This is a genomic window from Streptomyces lydicus (genome assembly GCF_001729485.1).
Taxonomy (GTDB): domain Bacteria; phylum Actinomycetota; class Actinomycetes; order Streptomycetales; family Streptomycetaceae; genus Streptomyces; species Streptomyces lydicus_D.
The window spans coordinates 4264673-4276838 of record NZ_CP017157.1 but is presented as its reverse complement, the minus strand read 5'-3'; the positions used below and the strand labels follow the sequence as shown (position 1 = coordinate 4276838).

At 68.4% G+C, this 12166-nt stretch carries 8 protein-coding genes and 4 pseudogenes; 8 read left to right on the top strand and 4 right to left on the bottom strand.

Features of this window, described 5'->3' with window-relative positions:
- Nucleotides 1-149: 149 nt before the first annotated feature.
- Both SL103_RS36195 and SL103_RS38795 read left to right on the top strand, forming a co-directional pair.
- Nucleotides 150-287 (top strand): hypothetical protein, encoded by a 138-nt coding sequence (locus SL103_RS36195; RefSeq protein ID WP_164492730.1) that lies wholly within the window; start codon nucleotides 150-152, stop codon nucleotides 285-287.
- 725 nt (nucleotides 288-1012) lie between these two features.
- The gene (locus tag SL103_RS38795; RefSeq protein WP_244303957.1) at nucleotides 1013-1264 is read left to right on the top strand and encodes a hypothetical protein; all 252 of its coding nucleotides are present in this window, start codon (nucleotides 1013-1015) and stop codon (nucleotides 1262-1264) included.
- Between the two features lie 358 nt (nucleotides 1265-1622).
- On the opposite strand, the gene SL103_RS18535 is transcribed toward SL103_RS38795, so the two are convergent.
- Nucleotides 1623-2525: a serine hydrolase gene (locus SL103_RS18535; protein ID WP_069570109.1), complete on the bottom strand. Its 903-nt coding sequence runs from the start codon at nucleotides 2523-2525 to the stop codon at nucleotides 1623-1625.
- Nucleotides 2522-3427, bottom strand: a complete 906-nt coding sequence (locus SL103_RS18530; RefSeq protein WP_069570108.1) for a LysR family transcriptional regulator — start codon at nucleotides 3425-3427, stop codon at nucleotides 2522-2524. The genes SL103_RS18535 and SL103_RS18530 overlap by 4 nt, the downstream gene beginning before the upstream one ends.
- A gap of 140 nt (nucleotides 3428-3567) precedes the next feature.
- Between SL103_RS18530 and bla the strand changes: the two genes are divergently transcribed.
- Nucleotides 3568-4494, top strand: coding sequence for a class A beta-lactamase (bla, locus tag SL103_RS18525; protein ID WP_069570107.1), 927 nt, complete (start codon nucleotides 3568-3570; stop codon nucleotides 4492-4494).
- 412 nt (nucleotides 4495-4906) lie between these two features.
- A pseudogene (locus tag SL103_RS18520) lies at nucleotides 4907-5231 on the top strand (transposase); the annotation flags it as partial.
- Here SL103_RS18520 and SL103_RS36920 read toward each other — a convergent pair.
- Nucleotides 5228-5491, bottom strand: a pseudogene (locus SL103_RS36920) (IS982 family transposase); the annotation flags it as partial. The pseudogenes SL103_RS18520 and SL103_RS36920 overlap by 4 nt on opposite strands.
- A gap of 928 nt (nucleotides 5492-6419) precedes the next feature.
- On the opposite strand from SL103_RS36920, the gene SL103_RS18510 reads away from it, so the two are divergent.
- Both SL103_RS18510 and SL103_RS18505 read left to right on the top strand, forming a co-directional pair.
- A complete protein-coding gene (locus SL103_RS18510; RefSeq protein WP_069570105.1) occupies nucleotides 6420-7202 on the top strand; it encodes an ABC transporter ATP-binding protein in 783 nt (260 codons plus the stop codon).
- 53 nt (nucleotides 7203-7255) lie between these two features.
- Nucleotides 7256-9799, top strand: coding sequence for an ABC transporter permease (locus SL103_RS18505; RefSeq protein ID WP_069570104.1), 2544 nt, complete (start codon nucleotides 7256-7258; stop codon nucleotides 9797-9799).
- Between the two features lie 93 nt (nucleotides 9800-9892).
- On the opposite strand, the pseudogene SL103_RS39585 reads toward SL103_RS18505, so the two are convergent.
- A pseudogene (locus SL103_RS39585) lies at nucleotides 9893-10647 on the bottom strand (transposase).
- 218 nt (nucleotides 10648-10865) lie between these two features.
- Between SL103_RS39585 and SL103_RS18495 the strand changes: the two are divergent.
- Both SL103_RS18495 and SL103_RS18490 read left to right on the top strand, forming a co-directional pair.
- A pseudogene (locus SL103_RS18495) lies at nucleotides 10866-11693 on the top strand (IS5 family transposase); the annotation flags it as partial.
- Between the two features lie 40 nt (nucleotides 11694-11733).
- Nucleotides 11734-12147: a hypothetical protein gene (locus tag SL103_RS18490; RefSeq protein ID WP_069570103.1), complete on the top strand. Its 414-nt coding sequence runs from the start codon at nucleotides 11734-11736 to the stop codon at nucleotides 12145-12147.
- The last annotated feature ends 19 nt before the right edge of the window (nucleotides 12148-12166 follow it).

The window sequence follows — 12166 nt, the reverse complement described above, 5'->3', positions numbered from 1 at the left end:
GACGGCAGCCGGACCATCGACGACCTGTTGCCGGACTCGCGGATCTACTGCGACCCACTGCGGGTCGCTGCCGACGTGATCACCCCATGTCCGTCCCAGCCGTCCCGGACCGCGCGTACGGTGGCGATACGACCTGCCCGGAGGTGCCGATGAGTGCGCAGCCCGAAGAGGCCCCCGCCCCGCCAGCCCCGGCCGCCGCCGCCCGACTCCTCACCCAGCTGTGCGAGGACCGCCGTGCCGGCACCACCAGGCCGGCACTGGCGGGCGCCGCTACGGACAGCGCTTGAACCGCGGACAACCCGCCGCCCGCGGCGGCCGAGCCGCCGCGCTCTGCAGGGCACCGTGTTGTGCTGGGCGAATGGCCGCGCCGGTGCGGCCGCCGCCAGGGCCGGGCCGGAGCTCAGCGGAAACTGTGCCGAGGTCCAGCAGCCGACCGGCCTTCCACGTCGGATACGACCTTCGGCACGGGACTCACACGGCTCTTGCCGGGGAAGACGTGACGCCACGGGCTGGCGAGTGGCCTCCTCGTGGCCCCGGTGTGGGGTATGGCGCCGGCCGAGACGAGCCGGGTGACGTCGACGGTGCCGGCCCCGGTCTGCGGTTCGGGGATGAGGGCCCACAACGTCGCGAGGGCGGCAAAGGTGGCCAGCAGGGCGGCGGCTCCCGTGCGGCCCTTCGCCCAGGGGGCCCGGAACCGGATCGGGTCCTCCACCAGGACCTTGGAGAGCCACGCGGCAGCGAGGGACCCCTGTCCACCCTGCTCATCGCCACAACCACCGGCTGTGCGATCGGCCCCACCAACCCCGTGCCCGCCGGCCCTCCGGCCTCCGGCATCCAGCAACCCGGAACCGAAGCCCGCTTCGCACGCCTCTACTTCGCCGGTCCCACCGGCCTCCGTGCCGTCTCACGCCCCACGGACCGACCACTCAGCCCCCAGCAAGCCCTCGGCCTCCTCCTGGAAGGCCCCACCCCGGCCGAACGCCAACGCGGCCTGATCAGCCAAGTACCACCGATGGCCGGCCAACTCACCGCCACCGCGGCCGACGGAGCCGTCGACGTCTTCGTCCCCCAAAAGGTCAGCACCGGCGACCTCGATGTCACAGCAGTCAGCCAGATCGCCTGCACCGCCGCCCATGCCAACGTCCCCGGCAACAAACCCCCCACACAGATCGACATCCGCATCCACGAGAACACCATCCGCTCCCAGACTCCCTGGACCGTCCACTGCGGCCCCAACGGCAACGTGACACCAGTAACCGACTGACACACCACACGGAAATCGCGACCGCTCACAGCGTGAGCGGAAGAGGCCGGCACGCTTCGATGCGGAGTTCGTCAAGGCGCGTAAGGGAACTGGCACCGCGCCGCGCGCCCCCAGGCAGCAGACCGCCACAGCCGCGAAGCGACGGCACCCCAAGGCGCAGGGTAAAGCCCTCGCTGACGTTGCACTGAACCGCGTCGCTGCCGAGGGCCCGGCGAACACCGCGGGCGTCGATGACGGTAGTGGTGGCCGTGCCGCCCTCGGGCGGGATGACGGTGGTGCGGTCGCCGCCGTAGGTGGTGCGTTGATCACTTGAGGGCGCCAACGTTTGTGAGAGTCGGCTTCGAGGTGGTGCTCGGGTTCAGAGTTGCCGGAGGTGGTCGTGCAGTCTGCGGGCGGCTTGTGCCATGAGAATGTCGGCGCCTGGCTGGGTGCTGGCCGGAACAAGCGATTCCGTGAGCACGGCGATGGCGAAGGCATGCCCGTCGGAGTGCTCGACGACTCCAATCTCATGGCGGAGGTTGAGGAGGGTGCCGGTCTTGGAAGACCAGCCGCTGGCGTCTGAGCTGAAGTCCGGGGCAAGCCGGTGGCGGAGCAGGTTGTGGGCCATGAGGTCCCGCACCCGTGCTGCGGCCTCGGGATGGATTGCCGATGGCGTCCACAGCGCTTGGAGCAGGGCGGTCCAGGCGCGTGCGCTGCCGGTGTTGGCGCGGGTGGTGTCGAGCTGTGGCACGTGGTGGCCGCGGCCGCTGGTGCTCGCTTCAATGGCGAGGGTGTGGGCGAGGTGCGCCTGATCGGGAGTGAAGCGTTCTGCCGGGGTCTGGGTGAGTTCGCGCATGCCGTGCCGGATGGTGATGCCGTCCAGGCCCAGTTCATGCAGGATCTGAGCCACCTGGGCAGGTGGGGTGAGGCCGAAGAGTGCGTCGGCGGCGGTCCCGTCGCTCACGCTGGTGCTGAGGTAGAGCAGGTCGTCGATGGCGATCCGGGCAGGGTGGCGGAACCGGGTCAGTCCGGTGGGGCCCGGCGTGGTGATGCTTCCGGGCTGGACGTCGATCGCCGTTGCTCCGTCGAGCTCTCCGCGCCTGATGCGCTCCGCCGTTGCCAGGGCGAGCGGAATCTTGACCAAGGAGGCGGAGGGCAGCTGGACGTCGGGCTCGATGCCCAGCTCGGCTCCGCTGCAAAGGTCGCGGACCAGCAGGCAGCCGTGCAAGCCGCCTTCGAGAAGCTGTTGGCGGATGTCGTGCAGCAGCGCTTCGGTGCTCATACTGCCGCCACTGCGTGAGGGGTGGTGGTCCGGGTAGCCGGGCCGAGGCAGCGGCTGATCGCGCTGCCCAGGCGTGCTTGGACATGTTGCGAATTGACGTCCATGGCGGCTGCGAGGCTGTATCCACGGCTGAGTGTGATCTCACCGATGGGCCTCCAGTCGAGGCCGAGCTCGTCGGCCTGCGCGGCAGAGCAAAGCAGTAGATCGGACGTGCGGAGCACTTCGGCGATGGCGTTGGTCAGGTCGGCGGCGATGGCGAGCTGCACCGGCCGTAGCCCCAGTGCGTCGCGCAGGCGTGTGAGCGGATCGCGGATGTGCGGCACGTCGTCCTCGGGCTGGATCCAGACCTTGCGGACCGGATCCGGGCAGGCCCGCCCGGCCCGGAGCGTCGCCAGATAGACGCGCCTGGCCCCGGCTGCCGCGGTGCCCGCGAGGCCGAGCGGAACGGACCACGTGGCTTCGTCCGCGGGCACCGTGATCAGGGCCGCGCGTACCTGCTGCGAGCGAAGAAGCTCCATGCGCTGCGCCGGCGTGCCGGTATGAAGATCAAGGATCACCTCCTGCTCCTGAGCGTCGGCGATCAGGCGGGCGAGAGAGCCCGTGGAGCAGTTGTGCGGGACGGCGAGCCGCCATGGCTTGCGCTTGGCTGTCTCTGCCTCGTGCAGCAGCGCGTCGGCTGCCTGCACGAGCCGCCTCGCCGCCGGGAGCATGTCCCGGCCGAAGGAGCTGAGGGTGGCCCGGCGCGATGTCCGCTCAAACAGGCGCTCGCCGAAAAGCTCCTCCAAGGCGGCGATGCGCCGGCTCGCCACCGGCTGTGACATGCGTGCTGCGGCCGCTCCCGTGGTGAAGCTGCCACGCTCCATCACGCTGACAAACGCCCGACATGCTCCCACCAGGTCCATACCGACCATGCTATGTGGAAACAGCATGAGACTGGCTGTATGCGTATTGGACCGTATGGAACGCGGAGGAAGAACATGAGCCGGTACCCGAGCGGTGCCTCTTCTCGGCACCCTTTGACGGCTTATCTGGAGGTCCGACCATGCAGTCCACTCGTGCCAGGCGTGCCGTTCTCGGAGGGCTCGCTGTACTCGTCGCCCTTCCGCTTGCCGCATGCGGCCATGACAGCACCCAGGCGTCACCGGCCCCAGCTGCCGCAACAACGCAGGCGGATCCCGCTGCGAAGCAGTCCGTCGGCGATTTCAGGGAGCTGGAGCGCAAGTACGGTGCGCGGCTTGGGGTCTATGCGGTCAACACGGGCGATGGGCGGGAGGTGGCCTTCAACGCTGACGAGCGATTCGCGTACGCCTCTACTTTCAAGGCGTTCGCCGCCGCTGCCGTGCTGCGCAAGTACTCGTTGAGCGGCATGGACAAGGTGATCAAGTACTCCCGGAGCGATCTGATCGACCACTCTCCGATCACCGAGAAGCATGTCGATACCGGCATGACCCTGCGTGATCTGTGTGACGCGGCCGTCCGCTACAGCGACAACACCGCGGCCAACCTCCTGTTCGACGCACTGGGCGGGCCACAGGGTCTGGCCGCCGCTCTCGCAAAGACAGGCGACACCACTACCAAGGTGGAGCGCCGCGAGCCGGAACTGAACCAGTGGTCCCCCGGTGCCACACAAGACACCACCACGCCCCGCGCGTGGGCAGCAGACCTGCGGGCATTCGTTCTCGGGGATGCCCTGGGCAAGGACGAACGCGAACAGCTCACGCAGTGGCTGCGCACCAACACCACCGGAGACGAACTCATCAGGGCCGGAGTACCCAAGGGATGGGATGTCGGGGACAAGACCGGCGGAGGCGGTGTCTACGCTGTCCGAAACGACATCGCCGTCGTGTGGCCCCCGGGCGCCGCACCCATCGTCATGGCGATCATGTCCAACCGCGGCACCAAAGACGCCGACTACGACAACAAGCTGATTGCCGAAGCGGCATCCTTGGTCACCAAGACACTGTCCTAGCAGAACAACTGAACGGCACACGGACAGTACACGGCAAACCCCCCAACGACTCCGGCGTTCTCGCCCGACACCAGGGGTACGCATCTTCAGGAAGCTGCCCCGGCTGCTCGACCCGCCGCCGCTAGGGCGTTTTCCGCCTCAGGCGGGGTTCGTGGGCCGGGTGCCTTGGCTGCCGCTACGCGGGAAAGGGCGAGGTGAGAGTTCATGTCCAGCTCGAACCGGCCGTAGGGGTTCACATGAGTCCAGAACAACGGGGACAGGGCCCGCCGGTCGGCATCGCTGAGCCTGTCGCGCCACTTCTCCTCACTCAGTGGGCGGTTCATGAGCCTTTGAGTCGTTCTGTGATCGCCTGATGGTGTGGGGTGGGGGCGAAATCCGCGGGTTCGCGGTGCGGGGTCTGCTGGGGTTGGCGGTGAGTGAACGCAAGCTGCATCCCAGCGACTTATCGGACGAGCAGTGGTCGTTGATCGAGCCGGTGATCACCGCGTGGAGGGACCGGCACCGCTCGGTCAGCGGCCATCAGGGCGCCTACGACATGCGGGAGATCGTGAACACGATCCTCTACCAGGGGCGGACCGGCTGCCGATGGGCCTACCTCCCGCACGACCTGCCGCAGAAATGCGCGACGTACTACTACTTCGCCGCCTGGCGGGACGACGGAACCGACCAGGTCATCCATGAGCTCCTGCGCTGCCAGGTCCGTGAACGCTCCCGCCGGTTAGAGGACCCGATATTCGATGAGCTGCCGGATCGGTTTGAGCAGCTGCTCGCCCGGGCGGGGCTTGCGGTTGCGGTAACTGGGCCGTAGTAGGCGCAGTCCGTGGTCGGCGATGACGGCGTCCAGGTTCTTGGAGATATAGCCCTTGTCGCCGATGACGGTCTGTCCGGGGTGGGTGGCCAGCAGGTCGGGGTCGGTGGTGAGCATGTCTGCCAGGACCTCGCGTTCGTCGACTTTGGGGTTGGCCAGGGCCCATGCGACGGGCAGGCCGCCGGGTGATCCTGGCCAGCGCCGCGGCCTCGTCGCCGGCGTCGTGCAGTGTCTCGGCGAGGTCGGTGAGGACGCGGCCCTGGTTGTATGCCTCGCCCTCTTCCACGAAGAAGTCCAGCGCCCTCTCCAGGAGGGCGCGGGATTCCTCCAAACCTTCCAAGCCGCGTAGCGCACGTCCTTGGTGACGCTCAGCGAGGGCGAGGGCGCGGGGCAGGTCCCCCGCGCCGTCCTGCCCGGATGAAATCGCCCGGTACAGGTGTTCCGCCTCGACGAACCGCTCGTATGCCGCTCCGTATCGCCACCGGCTCAGCATCTGCAGTCCCTGCAGCTCCACAGACGAGGCTTCGCCCCGCAGGTGGCCCGCCCCGCGCTCAGCTGCGACGGCCAGGTGCGTCTCACGGTCGACCTCCTCCCATCGCCGCAACTCGCCAAGACAGTGACCGAGCTGGAAGTGGAGTGCGGCTGCCGTACGGGAACCCGGGTCATGCTCGTCGAGACACCGGCCCGCGATCTGCAGCGCAGGCAGCACCTCGTCCCAGTACCCGGCCTTCAGCTGAAGCGGCCACAACGTGCGGGCCAGTCTCAGCGCCACGTCCGCGATTCCGGGCTCCGGGCCCGCGGCATCCGCCAGCAGCCGCCGTATCTCGGGGCGGAAACGGTAACGCCCCTCGTGCAGGGGCTCCACCAGCTGCGCGTCCGCCGCTTCGGCCAGCATGCGATTGCCTCCTGGGCAAGCCAGCCGGACACCGGGGCGGCAGCGTCATACAGGAGGATGACGAAGGGGGTGTGGTTAATCCTCTGGGGTGGGCCGAGGACGGTCACACAGGTTGACGCCCGGGGCCTGTGGGCTGCGGACGATGGATACCGATGTTCCTCTGCCCGCTCGCCGTGGCGGTGCGGAGGCGGCCCTCCCTCGTTCCGACAGGAGTCCTTTCCCGTGAGTACCCTCAACTCCGGCGTCTCCACCGCCACCCGCGCCACCGCGGCGCTCGCCCGTGCTACGGACCTCAGCAAGGTCTACGGACAGGGCGAGACCCAGGTGGTCGCCCTGGACGCGGTCTCCGTCGACTTCCGGCAGGCCCAGTTCACCGCGATCATGGGGCCCTCCGGGTCCGGCAAGTCGACCCTGATGCACTGCATGGCCGGCCTGGACGCGATCTCCGGGGGCTCCGCCCGCATCGGCGACATCGAGCTGACCGGCCTCAAGGACAAGAAGCTCACCCAGCTGCGGCGCGACAAGATCGGCTTCATCTTCCAGGCGTTCAACCTGCTGCCGACGCTCACCGCCCTGGAGAACATCACCCTCCCCATGGACACCGCCGGCCGGAAGCCGGACCGCGCCTGGCTGGACCGCGTGGTGGAGACCGTCGGGCTCAGCGGCCGCCTCAAGCACCGCCCCAGCCAGCTCTCCGGCGGCCAGCAGCAGCGCGTCGCGGTGGCCCGGGCGCTCGCCTCCCGGCCCGAGATCATCTTCGCCGACGAGCCCACCGGCAACCTCGACTCCCGCTCCGGCGCCGAGGTGCTGGGCTTCCTGCGCAACTCCGTACGCGAACTGGGCCAGACCGTGGTGATGGTCACCCACGACCCGGTCGCCGCCGCCTACGCGGACCGCGTGGTCTTCCTCGCCGACGGCCGGATCGTCGACGACATGCCCGACCCCACCGCCGACATGGTCCTCGAACGGATGAAGGGCTTCGACGCCAAGGGCCGTACGAGCTGACCCGCGGCAGCCGCCACCCGACCTCCGGACCTCTCCTCCAGGACTGACCACCCATGTTCCGTACCGCTTTGCGCAATGTGCTCGCGCACAAGGCCCGGCTGCTGATGACCGTCCTCGCCGTCATGCTCGGCGTGGCCTTCGTCTCCGGCACCCTGGTCTTCACCTCGACCATCTCCGACGCCAGCCAGGCCAGTTCCCGCAAGGGCTTCGACAACGTCGACGTGGTCATCAAGCCATCCGACAACACCCAGAGCACACCCGGTGCGCGCTCCCCGCTCGACCACAAGCTGCTCGACAAGGCCGCCGGCGTGCCCGGCGCCGCCTCCGCCACCGGCACCGTCTCCGGCTTCACCGCCATCGCCGACAAGAGCGGCAAGCTGATCGGCGAAGGCTTCTCGACCAGCGGCAGCAACTACTTCCCCGGCGCCGACGGCAAGGACGCCCGCTATCCGATGCGGGACGGCGCCGCCCCCAAGGGCCCGCACGAGTTCGCACTGGACGCCCACACCGCCGACCGCGGCGGCTACAAGGTCGGCGACACCGTCCGGATCTCCGTCGACGGACCGGTCCGCGAGCAGAAGCTGACCGGCATCTTCACCACCGACGACGGCACCGTCGCGGCCGGCGGCAGCCTCGCGCTGTTCGACACCGCCACCGCCCAGAAGAGGTTCGCAGCGCCCGGTGAATTCAGCGAGATCGACATCAAGGCCGCCCCCGGCACCTCTCAGACAGCATTGAAGGACGCGGTCGAGAAGATCCTGCCCAAGCAAGGCGCCACCGCCACCACGGGCAAACAACTCGTCAACGAACAGGCAAAGTTCATCGCCACCTCCATGGATGGCATGAAGAACGCGCTGCTGGCCTTCGCCGGTGTCGCCCTCTTCGTCGGTACCTTCATCATCGCCAACACCTTCACCATGCTGGTCGCCCAGCGCACCAAGGAACTGGCCCTGCTCCGCGCGGTCGGCGCCAGCCGCCGCCAGATCACCCGCTCGGTGCTGATCGAGGCGCTCGTCGTCGGCACCGTGGCCGCAGTGACCGGGTTGCTGGCCGGTATCGGCATCGCCGCCGCACTGCGCGCACTGGTGGGTGCCACCGGCGCGAAGGTGCCGGACGGCCCGCTGGTGATCTCGCCGTCCACGATCCTGATATCCCTGCTGGTCGGCACCGTCGTCACGGTCCTGGCCGCCTGGCTGCCGGGCCGCCGGGCCGCGAAGATCCCGCCGATCGCCGCGATGAACAGCGTGCACGCCACCGCCACCACCAAGTCGCTGATGGTCCGCAACACCATCGGTGCGCTCTTCGCGGGCGCCGGCACGGCCGCGGTCCTGACCGCCACCGGGATGTCCTACAGCGGCTCCACCCGGGCCATCATGGGTGCCGGTGTGGGGCTGCTGCTGATCGGCGTGCTGGTCCTGACGCCGCTGCTGTCCCGCCCGCTGATCGCCCTCGCCGCCCCCGTGCTGCGGCTGTTCGGTATCTCCGGCATCCTCGCCCGGCAGAACGCGGTCCGCAACCCGCGCCGCACGGCCGCCACCGCCTCCGCGCTGATGATCGGACTGATGCTGATCACCGGCATGACGGCGGTCGCGGGCAGCGCCCAGCAAGCCATCGACAAGATGGCCACCGCCTCGCTGAAGGCCGATTACATGGTCTCCATGGCGAGCCGGACGCCGCTCTCCCCCGACGTGGCCAAGAAACTCGCGTCCACAGACGAGGTCACCGCGTCCAGCCCACTGCGCAACTCCCCGGCCCGGATCGGCACCACCACCGAGTTCCTGACCGGCGTCAACGGCAAGGACTTCGGCAAGCTCACCCAGCTCGACTTCAGCGAGGGCGCCCTCGGCACCCTCAGCGGCGACCGCGCCGTCGTCGACGACAGCACCGCCAAGGAGAAGGGCTGGCACACCGGCTCCCGCCTCCCGGTGACCTTCGAGGACGGCAAGCGGGGCACCCTCGCCATCGGCGGCGTCTACCAGCGCAACCAGATCATCCACGGCATCATCCTCGACAACGCCACTCTCGCCCCACACCAAAAGCACATCACCGACATGCAGGTGATGGTCAAGACCAAGGACGGCGCGACCGCGGCGTCCAAGGACAAGCTGGTCACGGCGCTCGGCAAGAACCCGGCGATCACCGTCGCGGACAAGAAGGACGTCTCCGGCGACATCGCCAAGACGATCACCCTGATGCTGAACATGCTCTACGGCCTGCTGGCCATGACGGTGATCGTCGCGGTGCTCGGCGTCATCAACACGCTGGCGATGTCGGTCTTCGAACGCTCGCAGGAGATCGGCATGCTGCGCGCCATCGGCCTGGACCGCCGCGGCATCAAGCAGATGGTCCGCCTGGAGTCGCTGGTGATCTCCCTCTTCGGCGGAGTACTCGGCATCGGCCTCGGCGTCTTCTTCGCCTGGGCGACCGGGGAGCTGATCAAGGCCACCGGCCAACTGTCGACCTACGAAACGGTGCTGCCCTGGGGCCGGATGGGTCTCTTCCTCGCCCTCGCCGCAATGGTCGGCGTACTGGCCGCACTGTGGCCGGCCCGGCGGGCAGCGAAGCTCAACATGCTCCAGGCCATCAAGGCCGAGTAGCCCGGCCGACGCGGAACCGTCCTGAACGCCCCGAGGGCCCCGGTGCCACGCCCTGCGTGCGACACGGGGCCCTTGGGCCGACCGGTAAGTGGATCACTTGAGGCGCCGGGTGGTGGGGCGGCCGTCCCAGCGATAGCGGCTCGTTGCTCGGCGGATCGGCATGCGGAGGGTGACAAGTGCGGCGGCGAGGTAGAGGTGGAAGTCCACGATGCTGCCGCTCTTCTCGGTGCAGTGCCGCAGCTTGCCGTAGTCGTTCATCCACGCGTGGGTGCGCTCGACCACCCAGCGTTTGCCGGTCTGGATCGGGTCCGGAACGCCCTTGCGTGCGATCTCGGCCGTGAATCCCAACTCTGTTATCAGTGCACGGGACTTGGAACTGTCGTAGCCACGGTCGAGGTTGACGTTGACCGTCGCCGACATCGCACCGACATGAGCTTTCGCCGCGTCCAGGGTGGGGCCGAGCAGGGGCGAGTCGGGGCGGTCGCCGGTAGACCGAGGTAAGCAGGGACTGAAACGCTCGGTCGCGTCCGACGCGTGCGGTGTCCCGCTCGGGATTGTCTCCGATGGGGCCAACCGGCGAGGGCGTGAACCTTCTCGGATATCCCGAGCGTGGCCCACTCTTTGACGCGCCGTCTGATCGCGCGGTCGGAGCATGCCGGGGCGGAGAGACGCTCGTAGCCGGAGCCGTGGACCAGCGCGAGCACGATGTGCTCGAAGACAGTGCGGTCCGGAACCCGTCGCCGGTGGCAGCCCAGTGGATGACTCTTGGCGTATCTGCCCCGCACGGGCCGCAGAGCGGCGAACTGATCCCACAGGGGTTCCAGAACAGATGATGGGACCGCAGGCACGAGCCCTCCGGGTGATCACCGAGCGTCAAGAACTCCATGATCACTCAGGCTCGTGCCTCGCCTTGCATTCGGGCCCGTCTCAGCGGCCCCGCCCCATCGTTTGCCGGTCGCTCCAAGTGGGTGTTCTGCGAGTTGCTCGGCGAACTCGTCGCGACTGACGATGGGTTGTCCGGTTCCGGGACTTCACGATCGGCCGGACACGCGGTGTGCTGGTGGGCGTGGACGGGCGTGAGCCATACCCGAGCGACCTGTCGTATGAAGCCTGGGAACTGATCCGGTCGGTGATCACCGCGTGGAAGAGCCGGCATCCTTCGGTCAGCGGGCATAAGGGCAACTACGGCATGCGGGAGATCGCGAACGCCCTCTTGTACCAGGCCAGGACCGGCTGCCAGTGGCGGTATTTCCCGCATGATCTGCCGTCGAAAAGTGCGGTGTACTACTACTTCGGCCTGTGGCGCGACGACGGGACCGCGGAGACCATCCACGAGCTGCTGCGCTGCTTGGCCCGAGAGATGCGCAGACGGCGGGAGGACCCCACCGTCGTGGTCCTGGACTCGCAGACGGTGCGGGCTTCGGTGAACGCGCCGAAGGAGACGACCGGGCTGGATCCGGGCAAGAGGAGCCCGGGCCGGAAAAGAGGCATCGCCACCGACGTGATCGGCCGGGTCATCGCAGTGATCGTGGTGGCGGCGAGCGTGCACGACAACGCGATCGGAATCACTTTGCTCGACAAGGTCGCAGATAGCGCGCCCACCGTGACCAAGGTGTGGGTGGACGCCGGGTTCAAGGAGGCCGTCGTGGAGCATGGCGCCCGCCTCGGTATCAACGTGGAGATCGTGCACCGCGAGCCGGGTACGAAAGGGTTCACCCCGCCGCCGAAACGGTGGGTGGTCGAGCAGACTCTCGGCACCCTCATGCTGCACGGACGTCTCGTGCGTGACCACGAGACCAGACCGTCCAGCTCGGCGGCCTGGATCCACTGGTCCATGACCGACCTCATGCTCCGCCGCCTCACCCGCTCCATCACTCCGACCTGGCGCGACCCGCACGCCCAGCACCCCGCACCCCCGACGCGCAGGAGCCCTGGTGAAGCATCTCCTGGACAAGATCGAGGCCCGGCAGCAGCTGGTACGCGAGACGGCCGGACAGTTGCGTGAGCAGATCGGGCTCCTCACCGAACAGCTCGCCGCTGCCGAACGCACGCCGGAACGCCTGGACATCACCCGCGAGACGATGCTGGAACTGGCCGCTGAGGACGGCATCGAGCCACTGGAGCCGCTGCCGCCCGGCTACCGCGAGGTCCTCGCCGCCTTCGAGCGGGCCGGGCGCGGGCTCCGCGCGAAAGAGGTCTGCGAGATTCTGGGCATCGGCACCGAGCCGCGGCACACCGAAAGCGTCCGCGCCCAGCTGAAACGCCTGGTCGACCGCGACATCCTCACCGAACCCGAACCCGGCCTGTTCACCCTCACCCCGCCAGAGGCCGATCTCACCAGAGGCTGACTCAAGCTGAAATGAGACG